Origin of the sequence: Okeanomitos corallinicola TIOX110 (assembly GCF_038050375.1) — a bacterium.
Lineage (GTDB): Bacteria > Cyanobacteriota > Cyanobacteriia > Cyanobacteriales > Nostocaceae > Okeanomitos > Okeanomitos corallinicola.
Window position 1 is genome coordinate 1605140 of sequence record NZ_CP150886.1, and the last position, 25831, is coordinate 1630970.

Below are 25831 nucleotides of genomic sequence, written 5' to 3' on the forward strand. Positions count from 1 at the left end.
CACAAGTTACAGAATATCAAACCGCTTCCCTGTCACCTGTTCCCTGTCACCTGTCACCTATACCCGCTGATATCTCATTCCAGGGAGTTGGGACACTAAACCCATTAATTCTAACTGTAATAAAGAACTAGAAACTAAACCAGCATCCATACCCGTTTTTTGGACAATAAAATCAAAGGGTAAAGCATCAACAGCTAAAGTATTTATTACCTGTTGTAATTCTGGTTCTAAATTAGGTTGAATTGGTTGCGGGACTGGATCAGATTTTACTACTGATTTAACGATTGGAGTATCTACATCTATTTGGGGAATTGCACCCAACATAATTAATAATTCACTTAATTGTTGATTAATTAAACCTGCACCTTGACTAATTAATTTTAAACATCCTTGTGATGGTTCATCATCAACTCTTCCGGGTAAAGCGTAAACATCCCGACAAAATTCATTTGCATAGGTTGCAGTAATTAAAGCACCTGATTTTGTTCCCGCTTCCATGACTAATATTGCGCGACTTAAACCAGCAATAATCCGATTTCGACGAGGAAAATGGGTGCGGTTTGGTGCAGTTTTAGCAGGATATTCACTAATTACAATGCCAGATTTTAAAATTTTTTGATATAAATCTTTATTTTTATGGGGATAAATTACATCTACACCTGTTCCCACAACTGCTATAGTTCTACCTCCTGCTTCCATTGCTGCTGTATGACTTTCTGCATCTATTCCATCGGCCATTCCGGAAACAACAGTAAAACCATTTTTTGCTAAAGCAGTGCTAATTTGACGAGTCCATTTAATCCCATATTCTGTTGGTTTACGAGTTCCCACAATTCCTACTAAGGGTTTTTGTCCTGAATTTTCCTGTAAGTCAACTTCACCCCGATAATATAAAATTGGGGGAGGTGTAGGAATTTCTTTTAATAATTGTGGGTATTCTGAATCTGCTGGTGTCCAAAAATGTGAGTTTATTTGTTGATGTTGAACAAGTAGTTGTTCTGGGTTTATTTTACTTCTTTGTTGTACTACCTTTTCTAAAGTTTGAAAACCAAAACCTTCAACTTTGCGTAATTCCGCAGGACTAGCTTTCCAAGCTGTTTCTAAATTATCAAAATGCTGGTGTAATCTTTGTAGTAATATCGGACCAATTCCTGAAATTTGCGACCATGATAACCAGTATTTGCGATCTTCTACTGTAGACATTGAAAAAATAAACCTTTGCGTCTTTGCGTCTTTGCGTGAGCTTTCTATCCTTGTACCAATCTTTGATTTTCCAAATAATCAAACACAGATTTATCACCAATATCTGCGGGAATATTCTGGACAGTCTTCCGTAATGCAAACACTAAAAAAGCAATTACCCAAATTCCTAATAATACTTGTTCTGCTTGCAGTGATAAAATTCCTGCTAAATGTCCTAATAAAAGTAGGGGAACTAAAGGTGTTAAAATTTTAGTTTCTAAGCGATTAAAACAAAAACCTTCTTTAAAGAAAATCCCTGTTAATGCTGCAAAGGTAAAACCAATACCAAATATTGTTAGGGGTTGGTTATAGATGGTAATTGCAAAGGGTTGACTGTCAAAATGTCCAAATATAAAAGCGGAAATACTACCAATTATCCAGAAAAGTTGGAGGATTTGGTGGAGGATTTTCATGTAGATGTGAATTGTGAATAAACTCACTCCTAAAGCTAAACTAAAACAGGTATAAAGAGGGGTAATTGCTTGAATTGCTAAGGGGTTATCTCCATAAAATAAAGCTAAATTACTACCAATGGCAAAGCTAATTGCGGCTATAATTAAACTTGTGCGGTAGATAATTACACCTGTGCGATCATCTTTAGTAATGGTAAATTCGCCAAACTGACCTTGATATACTTCTGGTGCCGGTATTGTTTGTGTAGTCATATTCAAGAATAGATAATAGACTTGCATCAATATTATACAACAATCATAAATATATGCATACAAAACAGGGTATTCTCTTAACCAGTGTTGTTATACCTGGTTTATTAGTAGTATTAATATCACTAAAATAAATAGGTTTAAAAAAACTTAACATAAAAAACTATAGAGTCAGGTTAGATAATAACGACTGATTGATATTATCTATAGTTTACCCCGGAGCAGAAAAATGGATGAACAACAACGCCTTGCTTATTGGCGTGCTAATACAGCTTTAATCAGAAATCTGTTAATTGTTTGGGCTTTAGTCTCCCTAGTTTTTAGTATTTTGTTGGTAGAAACATTAAATAAAATCCAGTTTTTTGGTGTTCCTTTTGGTTTTTGGATGGCGCAACAAGGATCAATTTTAGTGTTTGTGGTTTTAATTTTTATCTATGCTTTCCAAATGGATAAATTAGACCAAAAATATAATAATAAAAAGTGAGGATAAACTGTGTCAGTTGAACTTTGGACAATTTTAATAGTAGGGCTTTCTTTTGCACTTTATATCTACATTGGTTGGCAATCACGGGTAAAGGATACAAAGGATTTTTTTGTTGCTGGCCAGGGTATTCCTTCCATTGCTAATGGTGCAGCAACCGCAGCAGATTGGATGTCTGCGGCTTCGTTTATTTCCATGGCTGGGTTAATTTCTACCTTGGGTTATGATGGTTCAATTTATTTGATGGGATGGACTGGTGGCTATGTTTTATTGGCTTTATTATTAGCCCCATATTTGCGGAAGTTTGGTAAATATACAGTTCCCGATTTTGTAGGAGATCGCTATGAATCAAATATAGCTCGTGTAGTAGCAGTAATTGCAGCTATTTTCGTTTCTTTAACTTACGTTGCTGGGCAAATGCGCGGTGTAGGAATTGTATTTAGCCGATTTTTACAAGTTGATATTAATACTGGTGTAGGGATTGGTATTATTATTGTCGGCTTTTTTGCCATCTTGGGAGGGATGAAAGGCATTACTTGGACACAAGCTGCCCAATATTGTATTTTAATTTTAGCTTATCTAATTCCTGCCATTGCCATTGCTTTTATTCTCACCGGCAATCCTTTCCCTCAATTAGCATTTACCTTTAGTGATGTCGCAGATAAATTAAACCTAATTCAAACAGATTTAGGATTTGCCGAATATACTAAACCTTTTGCTAACAAAACCATGTTGGATGTCCTATTCATCACCATTGCCTTGATGGTAGGAACTGCTGGTTTACCCCATGTAATTGTCCGTTTTTACACTGTAAAAAATGTCCGGGCAGCGCGATTTTCCGCAGGTTGGGCATTATTATTTATCGCCATTCTTTACACTACTGCTCCTGCTGTTTCCATGTTTGCCCGTTATAATTTAATTGATTCTCTCCACAATCGTACAATTGAAGAAGTTAGACAATTAGACTGGGCAAATAAATGGGAAAAAACTAAACTTCTGGTTTTTGAAGATAAAAATAATGATGGTAAATTGCAGTTAACTCCAAATAAAGATACGAATGAAATTGACATTGACAAAGATATTATTGTTCTTTCCACTCCAGAAGTTGCTAAACTTGCACCTTGGGTAGTAGCTTTGGTTGCTGCGGGAGGTTTAGCCGCCGCATTATCAACAGCTTCCGGTTTATTATTGGTAATATCCAGTTCTGTAGCCCATGACCTTTATTATCGCATTTTTGATGAAACGGCTTCAGAAGAAAAACGCGTATTTGTAGGAAGAGTTGTTATTGGATTTGGCTTAGTTATCGCTGGTTATTTTGGTGTAAACCCCCCCGGTTTTGTATCTCAGGTGGTAGCTTTTGCCTTTGGTTTAGCCGCCGCTAGTTTTTTCCCAGTCATAGTATTAGGAATTTTTGATAAACGCACAAATTCCCAAGGTGCAATTGCGGGAATGTTATCAGGTTTAATCTTCACAAGTTTCTACATTATCGGTGTCAAATTTATGGGAATGACACCTTGGTTTTTTGGTGTTTCCGCTGAAGGTATCGGTACTTTAGGGATGATTATTAATTTTATTTTCACCCTGACAGTTTCCCGTTTAACTCCTCCCCCATCGGCGAAAATTCAAGCTTTAGTTGAAGATTTACGCACTCCTAATTTAGAAGAATCTTAATAGGTAATCGGGTAATTAAGAATTACCTAATTACCCAGTTCCTCAATATTCTTCATAACTTGTTGATACAATTCTTTATTGCCTTCCCGATCAAAAATAGCTGCTGCCTTTTGTAAATCTTGTAACGCACTGCGTTTATCTCCCGCAGCAGCAAAGGCATTTCCTCGGTTATTAAAAGCAGGGCCAAAGTTTGGATTTAGACGAATAGCTTGATTATAATCGGCGATCGCCTTTTGTTGATCTCCTTGGGCAGAATAAGCATTTCCCCGATTATTATAGGCTACAGAATAATTTTGATCTATTCTAATCGCCTCAGTATAATCCTCTAACGCCCCGTTTTTATCGCCTTGGGCTGAACGAGCATTTCCGCGATTATTATACGCTTCCGCATAACTTGGTGCTAAACGAATAGCCTCATTATAATCTGTGATTGCAGCCTGTTGATCTCCCAAAGATGCAAAAGCATTACCCCGATTATTATAAGTTTCCGCATCATTAGCATTGAGACGTAAAGCTTGATTATAATCTGCGATCGCTCCCTGTTTATTACCCGTATCAAAATAAGCTAAACCCCGACTTTTAAACGCCGGTGCATACTCAGAATTAAGACTAATTGAACGACTATAAGCAGCAATAGCAGCCTGAGAATTACCCTTAGCGTGTTGATTTTGTCCTTGAATATAAAATTCACCAGCCTTGGATGTTCTAGGTGTAATTCTATTAGGAGGACTGACCCCTACTTCTGTAACTAAAACATCCTGACTGCGATTGCAACCAACTGTTAAAATTCCAGTGAAACTAGCAATTACAACTACGGGAATTATTCTGCCTAACAACTGTTTTTGGTGTGTCAATAACTGCTTTTTCATGGGTTATAATAAATTACTTCTATACTCACAGTAAATGATGGTAAAAATCAACATTTAGTCAAATACAAACCTGTCTAATTGCTGAAACATTCACCTTTACTTATTTCACCTTATAAGTTCCAGCATCAGGTTTAATAAAATCAACACCCTGTGATCATAGCTTCTATGTCTAACGTAAATATTTCTATGATTTTATCTAGGTTATTAAAAATCTAATGTATCAACACCTTCATTTTTTTAATCATCAGATGTTCATAAAATACATTTTTATAAAATGCAAAATTACCAATATTTTTAAATCTGACTTCTTTATTTTCATCTATCAGATAATTTTTATAATTCTCCTATACATACAGCACTTTCCGGTGTAATGAGGTACACTATTGGCGGGCAAGATGCCCACCCCACAAGAGTTTCATTATTATGATTTGTACCTCATAAGAATTAAATATGCTGTAAATTCTGTAGTGCGGGCATCTTGCCCGCTACAATTATAAAAATGAAATAGAAAAAATTGCTTATTTAATCATCATCATCTTGACTTTTAGCAATCAGTCTAACAACCTGAGTGGTTTCAATATCCACATTTAATAATTCCAAATTTTCACCTAATTCTTTTTAACAGAAGAACTTGGTTTTGATGCTGCTATTAATTATAAAACCACTGATTTAATTCCCGCTTTAGCTGCATCCTGTCCCCAAGGAATTGATATCTATTTTGAAAATGTGGGTGGTAAAGTTCTCGATGCTGTTTTAACACAAGTTAACTTAAATGCACGTATTCCTTTATGTGGTTTGATTTATACTTATAATGCTCAAGAACCCGTAACCGGCCCTTATAATTTTAGTCAGATTTTGATGCAGCGAGTGTTATTACAGGGTTTTATTATCACTGATTATGTGCAGAAATTTGATCTTGCTTTTAAAGATATTAGTGCGTGGATACAAGAGAGAAAAATTAAATATCACCAGGAAATTGTTACAGGTTTGGAAAATTCACCCACAGCAATTCTCAAACTTTTTGATGGTGACAAAATAGGTAAATTAATTGTCCAGGTTTCAGAAGAACCATAATCAGAACTCAATACAAAGATCCCCAACTTCCTGAAAAAGCTGGGGATCTCAAAATAAGCTTGGATTTATAGATTAGTAGCGGTTACGATTAAAACCACCACCACGATTACCACCACCACCACTTCTTTCTTCTCTGGGTTTAGCCTTGTTGACTTTCAAGTCCCGTCCCATCCACTCAGCACCATCAAGTGCCTCAATAGCGGATGTTTCTTCATCATCTGTACTCATTTCCACAAAACCAAAACCACGCAGTCTTCCTGTTTCACGGTCAGTAGGTAGTTGAACGCGCTTTACAGTACCGTATTCTGCAAAAACAGCAGTTAGAGTATCTTGGGTAACTTCATAAGAGAGGTTGCCTACATAAATTGACATAGATTTTCTCCAAAATCGTAAGAGTGTAGAGATTTAGATTTCGGAGAAAAGTCTGTAAATACAAAAAGGGAAAAACCTATCAATGTTAAAAACAAACGCCGTCGCCGAATTACTTCTCACCTCACATGATGGCACAAAAATCAAATTTCCGAACAAAAGTTACTAAAACTGTTACATAAAGTTATGTTAACAATTAATTCCGTTGGTTCGCTTAATTTAGTTTAGACTAATCATATTCACATCTAAACCAGTTACACCATTGAGAATGGCTAGGGTTGTATCTGCAAATCTAATTTCTGTATTTCCTCCAACTTGATTTAAAACCAAAGTTTCCTCAGAAATACCAAGTCCCGCAGCACCAGCGATACTAATTACATCAATACCCATCTGAAAATCTAAAATTGTATTAGCTGCATTTGGTAATTCCACGGTGACTATTTGGAACTCGTCAGCACCCGCACCACCAGCAATTAAATTACCACCACCAGTTTGAACAATGAATGTATCATCACCATCGCCACCTAAAGCCCGGTCATTACTACCCAGGTAAAAGGTATCATTTCCATTACCACCTGACATCCGACTACCACCTTTTGCATCGGTAGCATCTAAAGTGTCATTACCTGAACCACCAAAAACGCGATCGCTATCATTGACATATATAATGTCATTACCACTACCTAAAAATGCTCGGTTATCACTAGCATAGTTCTTAATAGCTAAATCAACTTCATCATCACCAGCACCAGTAAATATTTTATCGGCAACGGCTTCTAAATCAAGACCAGCAACTAATTCATCATTTCCCGGAGTTCCCAAAACTAACTTACTTTCCGTGGGGAAAAACGTTATTCCCACGGTACGTTCTAAAATTGGATCTGTAGGAACTAATACTTCAAATGGATTAACAGGTGAACTATCCTCTGTCTCATATCTGAGAACCGCACCTTCTTCAGTAACGACATCAAAACCAACAGTTAATAAATCACCATTAGGTGCAAAAGCTAAACTACCTATGAAATTATTACTGGGTGGTGTATCAGTTGTATAATTTGTAGAAATAGTATCTACTAATTCTGCTGTTGCTAAGTCATAGCGACGAATATCATTAGCAAAATCACTTACATATAAGTCATTATCTTTACCAATAGCTAAACCCAGCAAACTTACAAACCCAAAACTATCTGGTGAAGGTTCAGGAGTTGCAAAAACTGTGGGTGTACTTTCTGCTATTAGCGAGTCATACCGTAATATTTGACTGGGTAAACCTGCGCTAAAATCAGCGGCAGCCTCTCCAGTATCAGGATTAACTGTAGCTACACTACCTTGGGTGGTAACATATAAATCTTCATTAATAAAAAGTAAACCATTCGGTCCATTTAAACCTCCTGGTAAACTATTTCCTTGAGCAAAAACATCAATAAATTCTCCTGTTTCACCGTTATATCTGAGAATTTGATCACTCAAAAAACTAGAAACGTAAAAATTTCCATCGGGTCCAAAAGCTATACCATAAGGACGAATTAAACCCCCGGTTTCATCCTCATCTGTATTTGCATCATCTCCCACAAATACATCAATAAATTCCCCAGTTTGACCATCAAATCTTAGCACAAAAGGAATTCCTGTTCCTGAACCACTAGCTATATACAGGTCGCTTTTACCGTCACCGTTTCCATCGGGTCCAAATAGTAAGGTGTCAGGGTCATCTAGTCCACCCATTCCAGGGGTAATAAACTCACCTAAATAGTTACCTGTAGCAGCATCGAAGCGGAGGACATTATCTCCTCTGGTGTTACCTACTAGAAAACTGGTGTTTCTGTTTAGCATTGTTTTATGAGACTATCAGTGTAAACTGTAACAGTTTATCATGATGGCTAATTTATCTTGTTAAGATAAGTTTAAATTTATAGGGTATGATATTGATTGCAAAAACATACATGAAAACTTATTTTTTATTATCTGAAAAATTTATCCGATTTTATTATTGATTCGATAACTGATTTTTTCAAATTTATCATTCTGACAACAAAATCTTCATAATCTTCTTTTGGATATTTAGGATTAGGTTTTGACTTATATCACTTATGCTACCGTCACATCAGATGATAAATACACATCTTGAATAGCATGAAATAATTTTACACCTTCTTCAAAAGGACGCTGAAAAGTCTTCCTGCCTGAAATTAAACCACTACCACCAGCACGTTTATTAATTACCGCAGTTCGCACCGCTTCTGCAAAATCATTATCACCAGCAGCACCACCAGAATTAATTAATCCTACTCTACCAGCATAACAATTTAAAACTTGATAACGGGTTAAATCTATGGGGTGTTGAGTTGTTAATTCACTGTAAACTCGCTCATCGGTTTTACCATAACCATTTTCTGCAATTTTGCTCATGGCTGGATATCCATGATTACATTTTGGTAACTTCTGTTTAATAATATCTGCCTCAATTGTCACCCCTAAATGATTAGCTTGTCCAGTTAAATCTGCCGCTAAATGATAATCTTGATCTTGCTGAAAATTGCTATTTCTTAAATAACACCAAAGTACCGTAGCCATACCTAATTCATGGGCGTGTTTAAAGGCTTGACTTACTTCTTGAATTTGTCTATCAGCCGCCGGTGAACCAAAATAAATAGTTGCACCTACCGCAGTTGCACCCAAATGCCAAGCTTGCCAAACATCGGCAAACATCACCTGATCAAAATAGTTGGGATAGGTCAATAATTGATTATGATTTAGTTTGACAATTAAGGGGATTTTGTGGGCATATTTGCGGGAAACACTACCTAAAACTCCTAACGTTGTCGCCACAGCATTACAACCAGATTCTATTGCTAATTTGACAATATTTTCTGGGTCAAAATACATCGGATTTGTGGCAAAAGATGCACCAGCGGAATGTTCTACACCTTGATCAACTGGCAAAATAGAAAGATAGCCAGTGTTAGCTAATCTACCCGTAGAATAGATTTGTTGTAAATTTCTGATTACACGCGGAGAGCGATCGCTATTTATCCATACTCGATCAATAAAATCTGCCCCTGGTAAATGTAGCAAATTTGCAGATACTTTAGCTTTGTATGTCAGTAAATCTTCCGCATCTTTACCTAGCAAAGATTCTAGAGAACTGGTTTTTAATAAAGTTGCAGTCATGGTGTTTGGTAAGAATTTTTTACTGATTAAGAAATGTACAAAACCCAAATAAAATTTGAGCCTAGATACTATTACTATTTAAATATTTTTAATTGTGGTTCTGCCTACCACCCATAGACATATATCTCCAGAAGTAATAATTGATTAGTAATCATTTTTATTACCATCATCTCACAACCCCAAAAAATCATTAATCTCTTATCCTGTCACTTTAGCTGGTTAAATTTTTCACCATTTTAGTGAAAGTTTGGTACAAATTACATAAATTACATAAACTATGGTATTATTGACTGCTACAAGTCGCTATATTAACCATGTTTACTGTGGATAATTTACAGGTGCATCGGCTCAAGTCCCAGAGCATCAAAAAAACTTAAATATGAGAGGGTGGAGAAGTTATGTTAGGAGCGATCACAGGTGATATTATTGGCTCAATTTACGAGTTTAATAATATAAAAACTAAGGAATTTCCCTTATTTGACGATAGATGTCATTTTACAGATGATACACTACTCACCCTCGCAGTAGCAGAAGTCATTCTCAACGCAGATGAATTCCCGGATCAAACAAAATATATCGATCAATTCCAATATATTCAACAATTCAAATCCTACTATAGTGAATATTCTTCTGTTGGGTATGATGCCGATTTTATAGCATGGGCAACCTCTAGTAGTATAGAACCATACAAAAGTGCTAGTAATGGTGCAGCGATGAGAGTCAGTCCAGTCGCGTCTGCTTTTGACAATCTCAGTATCGTCTTAGAAGAAGCTAAACGTAGTGCAGAAGTTACTCACAATCATCCAGAAGGAATTAAAGGCGCACAAGCAACAGCCGCTGCTATTTTTTTAGCCCGTACAGGTTATGATAAAAATACTATCAAATCATACATCCAGAAAACTTTTAGTTACAACCTAGAGCCAACTTTAGAACAAATTCGACCTACTTACAAATTAGATTTTTCCTGTCCAGGTTCTGTTCCCCAGGCTATTATGGCATTTCTAGAATCAACTGATTTTGAAGATGCCATTCGGAATGCTATTTCTTTAGGTGGAGATAGTGATACCATTGCCTGTATTGCAGGTGCTATAGCTGAACCATTTTATGGTGGTGTTCCCGAATATATTGCTGAGTGGGTATTTACAAAATTAGACGATCATCTTTGGACTCTCACTGATAAGTTCATGACTCAATATTATGCCTAAACTTAACAATTCATTCCAGGTAAAGCATCTAGAAATTATCTTGAAAACGTGCCAATTAAATTACAATCGAATTTCTTGATATGTCTATATACAAAGATTTTGAATCTCCAAAAAATCAACCAGTTGCAGAAGAACCACCATTAGATTTTGAATTACCCAGGGATGTCATCTTTCCTGATAAAAAATTACCTAATGAACAGCCACAGTTAGAAAATATTTCCCATTTGCGGCAAATAATTTTACTATTACAATGTTTAGAATTATGGTGGGGTGATAGAAATGATTTTTATGCTGCTGGTAATTTAACAATTAACTACAGCAACCGTCAGCCAAAACCAGAAAAATTTCCCGCCCCAGATTTTTTTGTAGTCCGAAATGTAGAGCGCAAACCCCGTCAAAGTTGGGTAGTTTGGCAAGAAGATGGTAAATACCCACATATTATTATTGAATTAACTACAGATAAAAGTTCAGCCATTGATCAAGAATTTAAAAAACAAATTTACCAAGATACTTTTCGTACTCCTGAATATTTTTTGCTTGATCCTAATAACTTAGAGTTGACTGGGTTTATTTTAGTAGGAGGAATTTATCAACCAATAGAAGCTAATAGTCATGGTTGGTTATGGAGTCAGCAGCTAAATTTATATTTAGGTATTCATGAACATCAACTACGCTATTTTACCGATGAAGGATTGATAATTCTTACCCCAGAAGAATTTGCTAAACAAGAAAAACAAAAATCTGAACGTTTCGCTGCTAAACTGCGGGAATTGGGAATTGATCCAGATACAATTTAGAACTTATTTTAGAACCCATTAGCAATCATTTGTATTTCTCTAGCAGCGCAAAATAAGTTAACGTAAATGTAGATATTTTTCTCAATAAATCTCAACAACCTCAAATCTGAACCGTAAACTCCCAGAAATTACTAAATTTGATCATGAACATTTTCAGTAACTTACTTTCTCAACCAGTCCAACCCAAACCAGCACCCAGAAAACGCCGAGGTATTGAAATTAAATCTGCCCGCGAAATTGAAATTATGCGACAATCAGGAAAAATTGTAGCTACAGTTCTCAAGGAAATTTCTGAGTTGGTAGAACCAGGAATGACTACCGCTGACTTAGATGCTCACGCAGAAAAACGCATCCGGGAAATGGGTGCAACGCCTAGTTTTAAAGGATATCACGGTTTTACAGGTTCAATTTGTTCGAGTATTAATAATGAAGTTGTACATGGTATTCCTAGCCGTAAAAAAGTTATTCGCACCGGAGATGTTTTAAAGGTTGATACCGGAGCTTACTATCAGGGATTTCATGGAGATTCTTGTATAACAATTGCCGTGGGAGATGTCACCCCAGAGGCGGCTAGATTGATTAATGTAGCGGAAGAAGCTTTATTTAAAGGGATTGAACAAGTAAAAGCTGGCGCCCATCTTGTAGATATTGCTGGTGCAATTGAAGACTATGTAAAAGCTAATAAATTTAGTGTGGTTGAACAATTTACAGGTCATGGTGTAGGTAGAAATTTACACGAAGAGCCGGCGGTATTTAATTATAGAACTCGTGATATTCCTAATGTGAAATTGCGCGCTGGAATGACTTTAGCAATTGAACCGATTTTGAATGCTGGTTCTAAAAATACCAGAATTTTATCCGATAGATGGACTGCGGTGACTGTTGATAATGCTTTATCTGCTCAGTTTGAACATACTGTTTTGGTAACAGATAACGGTTATGAAATTTTCACCGATAGATCGTTGGTTTAAGCAAGTTAAAAGTCAGCAGAAATATTACCAATTACCAATTACCCATTACCCATTACCCATAAATAATGAATGAAACAGATTTAGCTTTTACGTCAGCTTTAGAATTAGCAAAATTAGTCCGCAGTCGGGAAGTTTCACCTTTAGATTTAGTAGAAGTCTATTTAGAAAGAATTTCACGTTTAAATTCCCAGTTAGGTAGTTATTTTACTATCACAGCCGATTTAGCGATCGCTGATGCTAAAGCCAAAACCGAATTACTAACTACAACTTCCGAACTACCACCATTTTTTGGTGTCCCAATTTCCATTAAAGACTTAACACCCGTAGCAGGTGTTGCTTGTACTTACGGAAATCCAGCCTTAGTTAATAATATTCCTGACTACGATGCTGGAGTAGTTATGAAGCTCAAACAAGCTGGTTTTACAATTTTGGGTAAAACTGCCACCTGTGAATTAGGTTCTTATCCATACACAGAACCTACGGGATTTCCCCCAGCCAGAAACCCTTGGAACTTAGAATATACCCCTGGTGGTTCTAGTGGTGGTGCAGCGGCCTCGGTTGCAGCGGGATTATCTGCGATCGCTCACGGTTCAGATGGTGGTGGTTCAATTCGTGGCCCTGCGGCCTGTTGTGGTATTGTCGGTATCAAACCAGCCAGAGGTAGAATTACTAGCGCCCCAGTAGGTGATAAATTGGGAGGGATAGGTGTTCATGGACCCTTGGCCAGAACCGTCAGTGATGCAGCAGCAATGTTAGATGTGATGTCTGGCTATTTCACTGGTGATCCTTATTGGTTAGAAACTCCACAAACTTCATTTTTAGACTCTACCCAAGTCAAAACATCTCCCTTAAAAATCGCCTTTAGTACCGACATTAAACCTTTTGGAAAAGCAGATGACAACTGTACAGAAGGGGTATTAAAAACTATTAAATTGTTAACAGAATTTGGACATCAAATAGAAGAAAAATATCCTGATTTTAGTGGTCTAGTAGAACCATTTAAAATAGTTTGGCAATCTGGAGTAGCAGCAGCAGGACTACCCCCAGAAGCACTACAACCATTAAATCGCTGGTTATTATCGAGAACAGGTTCTGCGGCTGATTATTTGCAAGCATTAGGCAAAATGCAAACATTTTCACGGCAAATAATCGCCTTTTTTGATCACTTTGATGTCTTAGTTTTACCCGTTTATTTACACTCACCAATTCGTGTAGGTGAATGGGCAAATTTAAGCCCAGAAGAAATATTTGACAATATCATTCACTGGATTGCACCTTGTCCCATAGCCAATGCGACTGGTTTACCTGCGATCGCCATTCCTGTAGGTTTTGATAGCAAAGGTTTACCTATAAGTGTACAGTTAATTGGTAAACCAGCCGCTGAATCTACTTTAATTAGTTTAGCAGCACAATTAGAAGCAGCTAATCCTTGGATTCAACATCGTCCAAATCTATAGTTGGTGATTGGTGATTGGGTAAAATAAAGAATTACGTTCGCGCAGCGTTTCCAAAGGAAATATTACGAATTACCTTGTCTTTTATCAACCACTAAAACTAAACAAAGTGCAGCCACAGCCTTTTCCCATTCTCGACGAACCTTCACATCTTCCACACCATCAAATAAACTAACCAAACGCGGAACAGCTTGTTCTAAAGCCACTGCTGGAACAGGATGATGTAACTCAACTAAATGATTAAGAGTTTCCTGATTATTCAAAAAATTCACAACCCAAGTAGTAGTATGTGCTGGACTATCAGGAACTCGTTTAACACCTAACTCATTTTTTAACCAATCATAAAAAGCTGGTAAATGTTCCGCCAAAACTGCACCAGCAGTTGGTAAAGTTTCCCGTAATAATGTAATATTTAGACTAGCTAATTCTTGGTTTAATACAGGTGAATTAAGAACTTCATCTAAAGGTGTCGAAAGAATAGCTTCTATTTCCGATGCAGAAAAATTGAGATGTTCGGTAAAAGTAGTAATCAAAGATGACATTTTGTAAATCCCCCCAAAATTCAAGCTTTCTTTTAGCTTTATTTTATTTATACAGCAGTTTCTGGGAAGAAAAACCGGAAAATTAGCATCAGCAATTGTATCTCAACTCAAAATTTAGGTGTAATTTACATTGTCATGTTTAAAGGTTTAGCGACAAAATTGCCTCTTGTAGTAACTTTCTGCTTATTAAATACCGCGAATTTTTCACCTGTTGCTGCTGTGGAGACTTGCGAACTGAACACAGTAAAAGCAAGCTATAAAATAGCTGATCGAACTCAGAGAGATAGAGACAGAAGATATTACAATCAAAATGAGTCTAAAGGCAGTGACGGCCGTGCAGGAAGAGAAGGACGTAATGGAGAAAACCAAACTATTTCCGCTAACGGTTCACCAGTAAATCTTGATCTATCAGGCACAAATGGAGAAGATGGAGAAGATGGAGAAAACGCCTTTAGACCTCGATGTGGAAGAGAAGAACGAGCATATTCCAACTCTGATATTCGCGCTGCTGATGGTGGAGATGGGGGAAACGGTGGTAAAGGTGGAGACGGAGGAAATGGTGGTTCTCTCACAGTTTATTTCCGCAATTTAGCAGACTTACAGAATATTTTTGTCCGCACAGTTGGGGGAGAAGGTGGACGAGGTGGCCGTGGTGGTGAAGGAACAAGAGGTTGTAATTGTCGTCGTTCCCGATGGGAAGAAAAAACCTGTACAGGAAGACAATGTACTAATAAAACCTATCGTTGTTATGATGGCACGGATGGCCGAGATGGTAGTTATGGCGGTGATGGTAAACAGGGAAGTTTAGGGACTTTAAGCATCATTAATAGTCAAGAACCATTGCAAAGTGATCAACCAACCATCAAAACCCCTATTTCCCAATTAACAAATCAACAATTTAACCTTTCTAAAAATAAATGGAATCTGCGTCAAGGTGCAACAGCTTTACTTGCACCAGGTTCTGTAATTGCTGATCAATATCGAGAATTTGATCGGCGGTTAGAAAGCACTTTGAAATTAATTTGGCAAGAAAAACAGCCAATTTCTAACTTTGCTGATCAAAATGTCACCCTCACCTTAAATGATAATGAACAAATAGAAATATCCTTCCCAGAAGATATGTGGGTTGACGGGAATGTAGAACTGAAAAATCAGCTAACAGAATATACAGTTAATTATGCTATTCCTAAACAAGAAGTCACCAAATTAGCAGTAGCAGAATTTTCTGGAACAGGGTCAAACCTCAACCTAAAAATAGTTGATTTAGCAAGAAGATCAGATTTAATCAATACTAAGTTTAAGGTAAAATACAGAGGAAAAGATAACTTTTCTGAAGGCTTTGGTTATCAAACTTTCTATGAAGGGGAAATACCAGATTCTTTAGTCAGTCGTAACTATAACCGCTTTACCCTAGATTTAGGCAAGTTAAAAATGCCTAATAAAGCCGTTAGTTCTGGTACAGATGTAGAAATTGAAGTAGTCGCCATACGTTCTTTAGGTGAACGTTCTGCACAACAAACTTTAAGATGGAAAAGTAGAATTCCTAGAAATAGATAAGCTGTTGTGAATTTAATTTGAACAATATAGCGGGCAAGATGCCCGCACCACAATATTCCTAATATTTCAATATAGATAGTTTAGAAAGATGAGCTATTCAATAAATTTGTTGATAGTTAATTATCGGAAGATTTACTTTTATCCTTAGCAATTTGAGCCAGAATATATCCCACAAAATCTAGTAATTGATCTAGAAAAACACCGATAATAGCAATATAAAGTAAAGCATCAATTATATATTTAGGATTACTGGCTTTATAGCCATTCCAAACCAAAAATCCCAAACCCTTTGAACCAGCTAACATTTCCGTAGCAATGACTGTAAACCAAGCTATCCACATACCTGACCTTAAAGCTCTAAAAATGTAATGAATAGCCACACGGAAGTTATTATCTTGTTGCTTAAATTTCTGAATACCTGTAGCAGTTTCGACAATTATTTGCCAAAGAACTCCACTAAAAACTACAAAAATAGCTGCTGTTTCATTCTCTTTAAATAAAATCAGCGCCATGGGTAAAAATGCAATAGAAGGAATACTATTGGGAATTTGAAATAAGCGACTAAATAATTGATAAACTATACCATTTATACCAATGACAAAGCCAATAAATATACCCAAAGCAGCGGCTGGTATGTAACCTACAAATAAACGTTGTAAGGTAGCTAATATGTCTAATAAGATACTATTTTCCATTCCTCAGTTATGCTCTGAAATGTCAGGGAAATCCTCAAGCAGAAATATTTAATTACTGCGGAAAGGAACAGGTAAGAGAGAATTTTAACTCAATTAAATTTATCATTAGTTTAAAATTATGTTTGTGAATTAAATAACAGTTAAAATCTTAAAAATATGAATACAGTATCAAAATAGATATTTGTCAATTAATGATAAAAAACCCTAACTTATTCACAAGTCAGGGATTGATTACCATGATTTTAAGGTTGAATTATTTTCCTATATTCCGTTTCATTTGTTCTAGTTCTTCTTGGGTTTCTAAACGACGAAATTGTTCTTCTAGTTCGTCAAATTTATCATAATAACTACTAGATTGAGTTTGCCAAGGGTTGGTTTCTAAACGCTGTTGAGCTTTATTTTTTTCCCTTGCTTTCTGTGCTTCCGTCGCTTTTGCTTGCACTTCTTGCCGACGCTGTTGAATTTTGCTTAATAGTTCTTGGGACTGGTTAATACGTTCTTTTAAGCCTTGCATTTGTCCCCATTTTTGATTACCTTCCCGCAAAAGTGCATCTTCTCTAGCTTGTGCTGGTTGGACTAAATCATCTCTACCTGCGGCTTTAGCTTTTTGAATACGAATGTGCCAACGTTGTATTTCTTGCGCTGTAGCGAGTATATCATCTTGCGATCGCTTTTCCTGTGCTTGTAAATCTGCAATCAATTTTAGTGTATCTTCTTCTTGCTCCCGTAGCTGTTCTAGCAGCATTTCTAATTCTAAATGGGGATTATTACGCAAGAATTCTTCTAAACGATCTTCTAAAAACCGACTGAAATCATCAAATAAACCCACTGTGAAAACTCCAAATTTTAGGTATGTAATTATTTTATTGTAATAATATTTATAAATAGTGACACGTTTATAGTGTTTATTGGTTTTTATTAGGTTTAGATAATAACGAACCGCAGAGAGGTAGAGGGTAAAGGTATATAGAGATTTTTTGTATCAGAGCTATACTTTCTAATTTTGACATTTTGATTGGGATTTATTAACGGTGTGAGTCATTACAGTATCAAGGATTTCCTTTTAATCTTAAAAAATAATATAGAATTGCATCTACTAGCAAAAATTGAGATATGCGATATCAAGTTAAGCTGAACAAAATAGATCATGTCTATGCAATTTGGTGTCCTGCTTTACCCGGATGCTGGACAGTTGGTGATACGGAACAAGAAGCCTTAGAAAAGATAAAATATGTCATTAAAGATTACTTACAAGGACTTGATGATACTACCAAAAATGCAGAGTTTTATTATATAGATGTATAGTAATAATCTCTATTGTATTTTGATTTTTAAACCTTAAATTGGTGTCACCCAATAGGTAATACCTTGTACTGTTTTATCCCTAAGACCGAATTTTGGTAAACTCTCTTCATCCCAACCAAGATAAGTCCAGTGGGGAGTATCTTTTACCACTGTTTGAAACCAGCCATTTTCATTTAATGCTCGTTTTTGGGCTGGGTTTAATACTCCTAAATCAAGTGCCAAACCCCAGAGATGTTGTGAAGTTCCTGGTGGTGCAACTAAACTGAGAATATTAGTTTCTTTTCCTTGTTTTACTTGTTCTAAGGTACTGTTATTAGTATATTTTTGCCAAAATCTTAACGTAGTTGCATAACTGCGGGTACAATCACCAGAATATCCTGATTTTAAAGGTATATCTATTATACTTCTAGCTTGGTTAAAAGCCTCCGCTGCGGCTGTTTGTAAGTAACATTCTCTCGTACCTTCTACTAAGGTTAATTGTAAATTTTGCTGAAAGGTTTCTGTTTCTTGTTCGTTATCTAGAATAACTTTTGGTGGTAATTTAATTTCTGAGTTTTGGTTAATAAATATAGTTCCATAGGCACGGAGTAAAATATATTCATAGGTATCTGTTGAGGGTATATTTTTTAATTGATAATTAATAGTGTCTAAAAATCTTTGTTGTTCATTTAATTCTTGATTGGGAATAAATTTTTCTGTTGAGGAAATCCGGGTATTATCTCTTCTAGTAACTAGAGAATTAGGTAATGATTGACGACTTTTGATAAAAATGCTAATAGAGACAGTAAAAAGGAAAACGATAAAACTAATTAGAGTTACTTGTATTAATTGTTTTTTTAGTTCAGGGTTCAGTTTCATTGTTGATAAAACATTTTTTTGATAACTGTGATTTAATCCTATATCAAAATAATGTTCATCGAATATTAAGGAAATCAGGATTTATTATTTGATGTAATGATATAGGAATCATAAGTAATTAATCACGATAAAATGTATAAGATAATTTGCCGTGAATATATCAATAAAAATGCAAAATTTAAACTACAGCAGATTTAATACCAATAAGGTACAGACATAAATGATAAAACTCTTGTGGGGTGGGCATCTTGCCCGCCAAGGGTGTACCTCATAACAACGGGAAGTGCTGTATCTACCTTATTATGGTTAGGCGACTTGCTTAAATTTTGACTCCCTCAAACTTTTTAAACATCCTCTCAATCAATAATCAAACCCTGAAAACTGTCATCTGTCACCTAAAAATCCCATTTCCTGCAAACCTTGAAATAACCTTTTCGCCTCTTCAGGATTATCTTTTTCATGGAGATTAATAGCATATTCAAAAGCTGCCATACTATTCTCCAAATCACCAACCTTTAACAAAACCACCCCTAAATTTTGATAAGCTTCTGCATAATCAGGATTTAAAGATATCGCACAATTATAAGCATCAATCGCCTCAACAAACAAACCCATTGCCTTAGAAACCATGCCCAAATTATAATAACCAGTTACAAAACTATCATCAATTTTTAAAGCAGTTGCATAAGCATTTCTTGCTCCTGGTAAATCTCCTGTTGCTTTTAATAAATTACCTAAATTATTATATCCCCCCAATTTTAATAATGGATAAATAGGCAATTTCAACGCCGCTTGATAATAAGAAATAGCCAGAGAGAAATCTTTTAACTGTGTATAGGCAATACCTAAATGATAATTTAATTCATATAAAATATCATAATTTTCTTCTTCTCTATCTTCATTAAGAGAGTTTTTTATTCTCATTGCTTGGGAATCTTTCAACCAACCTGAAGCTTTTTTTTCAGATTTTCTAGAATTACCAACTACCAAATTTAAACCATGGTTTAATAAATCAATTCCTTCATTAACTTTACCTATTTCCACATATATAGCCCCTAATTTACTACAAAGATAAGCATCATCAGGATGAGTAGCAAGAAATTCCTCCATACTAGCTGCGGCTTTAGCGTGTTTATTTTGTTGATTAATTACAGCTTTTTGATATCCAGCGTGCAAAATAGCAACTTTTGGTAAATATCCAACTTGCCAATCAGTTTCTTTCTTTAAAATTGCCATCACACTATCATCAACCAACGCATGATAAGGACTATCAAAACTAATATCTGGATGGTTACGAAATAATCTAGAAACTAGAGAATAGGGTGATTGAGTTGCACCAACTTCTTGACGGACAAGATTAATTAATAAATAATCGTCAATATTAATAGCTTCTCTAATTTGTGGCACAATTTCTGGCGTGAGAGTTTCATCAGCATCTAACACCAAAATCCAATCACCAGTGACATATTTTAACGCCTCGTTACGAGCTTTGCTAAAATCATTGCACCACGGAAAATAATGTAATTTAGCACCAAATTGTTGAGCAATTTCTGGTGTTTTATCAGTTGAACCCGTATCTAGAACTACAATTTCATCTACTACATTTTTTACACTTTCTAGGCATTTTGGTAATGCAACTTCTTCATTTTTAACAATCATGCACAAACTTAGTTTCATGATGCTAATATTAATTAATTCTTAATGTGTAATTCGTAATTATTAGTTATTAATCAAGGAAAAACTGTCGGATTACAAAGACATAATTAAATCTGCAAAACCATACACACTGATAATCAGTAAAAGTAAAGATGTGACTATAGTAATTAGTCTTTGAGATGAAGTTGGATGAGCGTGGTTGGTGGTAGAAATTGCCTCCCGGATTAAAATAGAAATTGATGCTCCTAAAACAAAGCTTAAACCCAAAATTAAATAAGGTTTATCTGGTGTAATTGTTGAGATCATTAACATGGCGATCGCCAATGATAACATCAACAGTTCAATAAATCTTGGGGGATTATATTGACTAGATAAAATTAAAGTATTTACCCAAAAATTCCATATTCTCATAATTAGTCATTGGTGATTGGTGATTGGTGATTGGTAACAACTGTCACCTGTCACCTGTCACCTCAGAAACTAACGTACCCCAGCTTTTACACCAGTACCATTTTTCTGTGCAGCATCTTCTGGAAGTTCCACACCAAAGGTGCGAGCAAAAACTTTTTCTACTTTATATCCAGAATCAATAGATTCTAACGGATCTTTCCGCAAACGGTGACGCAGACATAAAGTAATTACCCGCCGAATATCATCAACGGTGACATCTGTGCGTCCTTCAAAAGCAGTCAAAGCTTTAGCAGCGCGGTTGCTAACAATATCACCACGCAAACCATCCACATCTAATTCTGAACAAACTTCAGAAATCTTCACCCGCAGTTCATAGTCAAGGTTAACTTGGGGTAACAATTCCTGCGCTTGGACAATTTTTTGTTGTAATGCTTCCTGGTCAGCTTTGTGCTGTTCCAAATATACAGCGGGGTTTTGGTCAAATTCTCCCCGTTGTTCCACAATTTGCACCCGTAAAGCAGGTTCTTTCACGGTGTGAATTTCCGCGTGCATCCCAAACCGGTCTAGTAACTGAGGACGCAATTCACCTTCTTCTGGGTTTCCTGAACCCACCAACACAAACCGCGCTGGGTGACGGATAGAAATACCTTCCCGTTCTACGGTGTTCCAACCACTAGCAGCAGAGTCGAGGAGGACATCCACCAAGTGGTCATCTAACAGGTTGACCTCATCTACATAGAGGATACCTCTGTTAGCCTTAGCTAAAAGACCTGGTTCAAAAGCCTTCACACCTTCAGACAGAGCTTTTTCGATGTCAATCGTACCGCAAACCCGGTCTTCAGTAGCACCCAATGGTAAATCTACCATTTGTACTTTTTTGTGAGCTACGGGAATTTCTAACCCTTGCGCTACTTGTTGACGAACCTCATCGCTCATCAAGTCCGTGTCGCTGGGATCACTGTTGAAGGGGTCATTGGCAACTACTGGTATTTCTGGCAACAAATCTGCCAAAGCACGGATAGTAGTAGATTTACCGGTGCCGCGATCGCCCATGATCATTACACCACCAATTTTGGGATCAATCACATTTAACAGCAGCGCCAGTTTCATTTCTTCCTGGCCGACAATAGCAGTAAATGGAAAAACCGCGCGACGCGCACTTGCTGTAGTTTGAGCAGTTGAAGTCACTAAATTACCTTAACAATATTTTTCTGATTACAACTTCTTATTTTGACATATTTAGGGGCATTAGACACGAGGCATAAATTCTTACCAATTGCCAACTGAATAGAGACGCTACATTTAACGCCTCTATGTAGTTTTAATTACTGAAAATTGTCTATTCTATAGCTTTAACCCCGGCTAAATCTAAAATTGGTGCGATCAAATCTTCTCGTTTTACTGCCATAATATGTACACCTTGACAGATACTTTTGGCATTTTGGATCTGTTCGGCGGCAATTTTCATCCCTTCTGCTAATGGTTGTTTGGCTTTTTCTAACCTGTCAATAATATGATCAGGAATATTTACACCAGGAACGGCTTTATTAATGAATTGAGCATTTTTGGCAGATTTTAACAGAAAAATTCCTGCTAGAATTGGTTTGTTGTAACGGGATGCAATTTGATCCATGAACTTTTCTAATTTTTCAAAATCTGTAATTAATTGACTTTGAAAAAATTGCGCTCCCGCTTCTATTTTTTTTTCAAATCGGCTTTGTAAACCTGACCAACTTTTAGATTGGGGGTCTACTGCTGCACCGGGAAATAAATCTAAGGTGCCATCTTTTAAAGGTTTCTGGTTAAAATTAAACCCTTCATTCATGTTTCTAATTAACCGCAAAAGACGGATAGATTCTAAATCAAATACTGGTTTAGCATCGGGATGATCACCTGCTTTTACAGGATCACCAGTGAGGGCTAAAATGTTACGAATACCTAAAGCATGAGCGCCCATTAAATCTGCTTGTAATCCAATTCTATTGCGATCGCGGCACGCCATCTGACAAATTGGTTCAATTCCTTGTTGCAATAAAATCACCGAAGCTGCTAGAGACGACATCCCCAATACAGCACGACTTCCATCGGTAATATTCACAGCATGAACTCTCCCCTTAAGAGTCGCTGTCATTTCAATCATGTGTGTGGGATCTCCCCCTTTTGGGGGTGATACTTCAGCAGTAACCAGAAAATCTCCTGCTACTACGGCTTTACGGAAGTTATTTAAAGCACTGGTGCTATGGCTATCCTGCATAGTTCAATTTTAATTTTCAGGTTTTCATCAAAAGTGACATCAAGTCACACTTTCTAGATTAAACCTTAGATTATCCAGATCCCCGACTTCTTCAAGAAGTAAGGGATCTTTTATATGCAAATTTACAACCGCGCTGTATAACCTAAAGCTGATTTTACATCTGCTAAAGTTTGATTGGCGATCGCCTCTGCTTTTTCTCTACCATCTTTTAACACTGACTCTAAATAACCTTTTTCGTCCATCACTTCCTTATATTTATCCTGAATGGGTTTTAAAGCATTAATTGTAGTTTCCGCTAATAAGGGTTTAAATTGACCCCAACCCATATCTGCACATTCAGTCTCTACTGCTTCCTTAGTTTTTCCAGACAGCAGCATATACAGAGTTAACAGGTTATTACATTCGGGACGGTCTGGTTCATCAAAGCTTAAACCCCGCACTGGATCAGTCTTACAGCGTTTAATTTTATTAGCAATTTGATCTGGAGGATCTAAAACATTAATTCTGCTTAACTCCGAAGGATCAGATTTTGACATCTTCTTTTTCCCATCAGTTAAACTCATTATCCTTGCACCGTCCCTCCTAATTAAAGGATTGGGTAATTTTAACAATGGTTTATCCTTAGCAAATTGATGGTTAAACCTGTTGACAATATCCCGCGCTAATTCTAAATGTTGCTTTTGGTCGTCACCCACAGGCACTTTATCTGCTTGATAAAGTAAAATATCCGCAGCCATCAAAACTGGATAAGTCAACAAACCTGCACTAACATTCTCCGCTTGTTTAACGGCTTTTTCCTTAAATTGAATCATATCCTGCAACCAATTTAAGGGAGTGATGCAATTTAGCAACCAACAGAGTTCACTGTGTGCAGAAACATGAGACTGGACAAAAATGTGAGAATGTTGTAAATCAATGCCACAGGCTAAATATAAAGCAGCGATGGTGTAAGTATCAGCCGCTAAGGTGGCGGGGTTATGTGGTACGGTAATGGCGTGTAAATCTACCACACAAAAGAAATTTTCATACTGATCTTGAATTTCCACCCAGTTGCGAATAGCACCCAAGTAATTACCCAAGTGTAAATTACCAGTTGGTTGAACTCCCGACAGAACGCGCTGCTTACCCATAATTATTAGTTAGTTATCTCCTCTTCCCCGCTTTGTGAATTTGGCGGTTACAAGACCTATTTTAGTGGTCATTGGGGATTCGTGATGGGGGATTGGTTAATATAACTTGAGTAAAAAGACCCAAATTCTAATGAGGATTTGGGTCGCAGTAATTAATTTTGTTCTAATTCCAAACTATACAATTAAATTTACTCAGCATTTTGTATGTTTGGTAACACAAAAAAATAAAGTATAGAAATAGATTATGTATTACATCTGAAACGAGGATTTGGTTGCAGTAGTTAATTTTGTTCTAACTTGTCCGCACTGAGTCTTTAGTCTACTTGCCTCCTTTCTCTCGTTTCAGGTCTAATAAAACGTTTGGAGGCTTTATGAACTTTTCCAAAAAAGAGCAAGTTTTAGCGTTTGTTGTATTAACTTTAGTTTTTGGTTCATTAGTTTTAGCAGTAATTGATCCCTCAACTCGTGGAACATTTACAGATTTGACCAAAGTCGCAGTAGGAACTTACATAGGTTTCCATATACCTGCACCAACTCAGAAAAATTAGCTTTTCAGCTAAATCTATAATCCCTACTTGTTAGACCTCTTGCTAAAGTTTCTTGTATTCTTCCTAGACTTTTGCAAGAAGTCTATTACTGACTTGTCGGTCTAAGATTATCTATCTTCCTATCTTCTTTCTTCTTCCTTCGTGTTCTTCGTGTTCTTCGTGTCTTCGTGGTTCATTAAAATAGAATTTATTTGATTTTGGGTAGCAATTATGATCATAATTGTAGTAATTCTACATCTACTTGGAAAAACTTGGCTAAAGCCTGAGCTTGATTTTTATTTATTGGTAACTGATTATTAATAATCTGAGTAACTATCTCCGGTGAACCGATCACCTCAACTAAATCTTCTGGTGTCACATTTTGCGCTTCCATTAAGTGCAGTAACATAGAATGTGGTGTTCCTTGAGGTATGGGATAATTTTCTTCTTCAAATTTGGATATTAATGTTACCAATAATTCCAATAATGCTTTTTCCTCTGGAGTGAGATGGGAACGGTGTTCTAAATCTTGTACAATAGCAATAGCATTTTCATTTTCTGCTTCAGTTGTGATCACTTTTGGTTGATATTGAGCAAGTAAAGCACCGTAGGACTCTGGGTTAAAAGTAAGGGTCATTTTTCCATTTTCCTTGATCGTATTCAGCATGATTTAAAATATATTTTATATAAATTCTTTGACTAGCATAGACAATATCAACTATTAAACGATAGTTATTTCCTCTAATATTAAAAACAGTAAAATTTCCTACTGATTCAGCACTTTTATAAAATGATTGGACTTCAATTAAGTTTTGCCATTGAGCTTTACTTGCTACTCTATACCAGTCATAAAGTGCGTCGCAGGAATCAGCATGGTTTAAACAGAAATCTCGCAAAATTTTCCGACTAATAACATTCACTCCTGTTTAA

At 36.3% G+C, this 25831-nt stretch carries 27 protein-coding genes; 10 read left to right on the plus strand and 17 right to left on the minus strand.

Translation table 11 applies throughout. The features are described from left to right. Window positions 1–57: 57 nt before the first annotated feature. Window positions 58–1203, minus strand: coding sequence for a DNA-processing protein DprA (gene dprA / locus WJM97_RS06950; RefSeq protein ID WP_353932313.1), 1146 nt, complete (start codon window positions 1201–1203; stop codon window positions 58–60). Window positions 1204–1247: 44 nt separating this feature from the next. Continuing rightward, entirely contained in the window at window positions 1248–1907 is a 660-nt protein-coding gene (locus tag WJM97_RS06955; protein WP_353932314.1) for a DUF2301 domain-containing membrane protein, read from the minus strand. 226 nt (window positions 1908–2133) lie between these two features. Between WJM97_RS06955 and WJM97_RS06960 the strand changes: the two genes are divergently transcribed. Next, complete coding sequence (locus WJM97_RS06960; RefSeq protein ID WP_353932315.1) at window positions 2134–2388, plus strand: sodium/substrate symporter small subunit; 255 nt, start codon at window positions 2134–2136, stop codon at window positions 2386–2388. Window positions 2389–2397: 9 nt separating this feature from the next. Then, the gene (locus tag WJM97_RS06965) at window positions 2398–4056 is read left to right on the plus strand and encodes a sodium:solute symporter family protein (RefSeq protein ID WP_353932316.1); all 1659 of its coding nucleotides are present in this window, start codon (window positions 2398–2400) and stop codon (window positions 4054–4056) included. Window positions 4057–4082: 26 nt separating this feature from the next. On the opposite strand, the gene WJM97_RS06970 is transcribed toward WJM97_RS06965, so the two are convergent. Next, window positions 4083–4925, minus strand: a complete 843-nt coding sequence (locus WJM97_RS06970) for a tetratricopeptide repeat protein (RefSeq protein ID WP_353932317.1) — start codon at window positions 4923–4925, stop codon at window positions 4083–4085. A 672-nt stretch (window positions 4926–5597) separates the two neighbouring features. Here WJM97_RS06970 and WJM97_RS06975 point away from each other — a divergent pair. Next, window positions 5598–5999, plus strand: a complete 402-nt coding sequence (locus WJM97_RS06975) for a hypothetical protein (protein ID WP_353933122.1) — start codon at window positions 5598–5600, stop codon at window positions 5997–5999. Between the two features lie 72 nt (window positions 6000–6071). Here the strand turns inward: WJM97_RS06975 and WJM97_RS06980 are convergent, their stop codons facing one another. From WJM97_RS06980 to WJM97_RS06990, 3 genes are all read right to left on the minus strand, one after another. Then, window positions 6072–6371, minus strand: coding sequence for an RNA-binding protein (locus WJM97_RS06980; protein ID WP_353932318.1), 300 nt, complete (start codon window positions 6369–6371; stop codon window positions 6072–6074). A 216-nt stretch (window positions 6372–6587) separates the two neighbouring features. Further along, window positions 6588–8201 (minus strand): hypothetical protein, encoded by a 1614-nt coding sequence (locus WJM97_RS06985; RefSeq protein WP_353932319.1) that lies wholly within the window; start codon window positions 8199–8201, stop codon window positions 6588–6590. A 255-nt stretch (window positions 8202–8456) separates the two neighbouring features. Next, on the minus strand, window positions 8457–9539 hold the full coding sequence (locus WJM97_RS06990) for a class I fructose-bisphosphate aldolase (RefSeq protein WP_353932320.1): 1083 nt from the start codon (window positions 9537–9539) through the stop codon (window positions 8457–8459). 398 nt (window positions 9540–9937) lie between these two features. On the opposite strand from WJM97_RS06990, the gene WJM97_RS06995 reads away from it, so the two are divergent. From WJM97_RS06995 to WJM97_RS07010, 4 genes are all read left to right on the plus strand, one after another. After that, on the plus strand, window positions 9938–10744 hold the full coding sequence (locus tag WJM97_RS06995; RefSeq protein ID WP_353932321.1) for an ADP-ribosylglycohydrolase family protein: 807 nt from the start codon (window positions 9938–9940) through the stop codon (window positions 10742–10744). Between the two features lie 80 nt (window positions 10745–10824). Then, window positions 10825–11541: a Uma2 family endonuclease gene (locus tag WJM97_RS07000; RefSeq protein WP_353932322.1), complete on the plus strand. Its 717-nt coding sequence runs from the start codon at window positions 10825–10827 to the stop codon at window positions 11539–11541. A 143-nt stretch (window positions 11542–11684) separates the two neighbouring features. Then, on the plus strand, window positions 11685–12512 hold the full coding sequence (gene map, locus WJM97_RS07005) for a type I methionyl aminopeptidase (protein WP_353932323.1): 828 nt from the start codon (window positions 11685–11687) through the stop codon (window positions 12510–12512). Between the two features lie 65 nt (window positions 12513–12577). Then, window positions 12578–13969, plus strand: a complete 1392-nt coding sequence (locus WJM97_RS07010) for an amidase (protein ID WP_353932324.1) — start codon at window positions 12578–12580, stop codon at window positions 13967–13969. A 62-nt stretch (window positions 13970–14031) separates the two neighbouring features. On the opposite strand, the gene WJM97_RS07015 is transcribed toward WJM97_RS07010, so the two are convergent. Continuing rightward, window positions 14032–14508 (minus strand): hypothetical protein, encoded by a 477-nt coding sequence (locus WJM97_RS07015; protein ID WP_353932325.1) that lies wholly within the window; start codon window positions 14506–14508, stop codon window positions 14032–14034. A 135-nt stretch (window positions 14509–14643) separates the two neighbouring features. On the opposite strand from WJM97_RS07015, the gene WJM97_RS07020 reads away from it, so the two are divergent. Then, window positions 14644–16065: a collagen-like protein gene (locus WJM97_RS07020; protein WP_353932326.1), complete on the plus strand. Its 1422-nt coding sequence runs from the start codon at window positions 14644–14646 to the stop codon at window positions 16063–16065. Between the two features lie 116 nt (window positions 16066–16181). Here the strand turns inward: WJM97_RS07020 and WJM97_RS07025 are convergent, their stop codons facing one another. Together WJM97_RS07025 and WJM97_RS07030 are read right to left on the minus strand one after the other, a co-directional pair. Next, window positions 16182–16760, minus strand: a complete 579-nt coding sequence (locus WJM97_RS07025; RefSeq protein ID WP_353932327.1) for a nitrate transporter — start codon at window positions 16758–16760, stop codon at window positions 16182–16184. 253 nt (window positions 16761–17013) lie between these two features. Continuing rightward, the gene (locus tag WJM97_RS07030; RefSeq protein WP_353932328.1) at window positions 17014–17589 is read right to left on the minus strand and encodes a TIGR04376 family protein; all 576 of its coding nucleotides are present in this window, start codon (window positions 17587–17589) and stop codon (window positions 17014–17016) included. 284 nt (window positions 17590–17873) lie between these two features. Between WJM97_RS07030 and WJM97_RS07035 the strand changes: the two genes are divergently transcribed. Beyond that, window positions 17874–18065 carry a type II toxin-antitoxin system HicB family antitoxin gene (locus WJM97_RS07035; protein ID WP_353932329.1) on the plus strand — a complete coding sequence of 64 codons (192 nt, stop codon included), beginning with the start codon at window positions 17874–17876 and terminating at the stop codon, window positions 18063–18065. 33 nt (window positions 18066–18098) lie between these two features. On the opposite strand, the gene WJM97_RS07040 is transcribed toward WJM97_RS07035, so the two are convergent. The 6 genes from WJM97_RS07040 to trpS all read right to left on the minus strand — a co-directional run bounded on the left by WJM97_RS07040 (window position 18099) and on the right by trpS (window position 24374). Then, on the minus strand, window positions 18099–18923 hold the full coding sequence (locus WJM97_RS07040) for a D-alanyl-D-alanine carboxypeptidase family protein (protein WP_353932330.1): 825 nt from the start codon (window positions 18921–18923) through the stop codon (window positions 18099–18101). A gap of 384 nt (window positions 18924–19307) precedes the next feature. Next, window positions 19308–20600, minus strand: coding sequence for a glycosyltransferase (locus tag WJM97_RS07045; RefSeq protein ID WP_353932331.1), 1293 nt, complete (start codon window positions 20598–20600; stop codon window positions 19308–19310). A 72-nt stretch (window positions 20601–20672) separates the two neighbouring features. Further along, the gene (locus tag WJM97_RS07050) at window positions 20673–20990 is read right to left on the minus strand and encodes a hypothetical protein (RefSeq protein ID WP_353932332.1); all 318 of its coding nucleotides are present in this window, start codon (window positions 20988–20990) and stop codon (window positions 20673–20675) included. Between the two features lie 69 nt (window positions 20991–21059). Continuing rightward, window positions 21060–22178 (minus strand): magnesium chelatase ATPase subunit I, encoded by a 1119-nt coding sequence (gene bchI / locus WJM97_RS07055; protein WP_353932333.1) that lies wholly within the window; start codon window positions 22176–22178, stop codon window positions 21060–21062. 151 nt (window positions 22179–22329) lie between these two features. Further along, window positions 22330–23244 (minus strand): methylenetetrahydrofolate reductase, encoded by a 915-nt coding sequence (locus tag WJM97_RS07060; RefSeq protein ID WP_353932334.1) that lies wholly within the window; start codon window positions 23242–23244, stop codon window positions 22330–22332. Between the two features lie 122 nt (window positions 23245–23366). Continuing rightward, window positions 23367–24374 carry a tryptophan--tRNA ligase gene (gene trpS / locus WJM97_RS07065; RefSeq protein ID WP_353932335.1) on the minus strand — a complete coding sequence of 336 codons (1008 nt, stop codon included), beginning with the start codon at window positions 24372–24374 and terminating at the stop codon, window positions 23367–23369. Between the two features lie 371 nt (window positions 24375–24745). Between trpS and WJM97_RS07070 the strand changes: the two genes are divergently transcribed. Continuing rightward, window positions 24746–24922, plus strand: a complete 177-nt coding sequence (locus WJM97_RS07070; RefSeq protein ID WP_220610197.1) for a hypothetical protein — start codon at window positions 24746–24748, stop codon at window positions 24920–24922. A gap of 214 nt (window positions 24923–25136) precedes the next feature. Here WJM97_RS07070 and WJM97_RS07075 read toward each other — a convergent pair whose 3' ends face one another. Beyond that, window positions 25137–25538: a transcriptional regulator gene (locus WJM97_RS07075; RefSeq protein WP_353932336.1), complete on the minus strand. Its 402-nt coding sequence runs from the start codon at window positions 25536–25538 to the stop codon at window positions 25137–25139. Further along, window positions 25522–25821, minus strand: coding sequence for a type II toxin-antitoxin system HigB family toxin (locus WJM97_RS07080; RefSeq protein WP_353932337.1), 300 nt, complete (start codon window positions 25819–25821; stop codon window positions 25522–25524). The genes WJM97_RS07075 and WJM97_RS07080 overlap by 17 nt, the downstream gene beginning before the upstream one ends. Window positions 25822–25831: the final 10 nt, after the last annotated feature.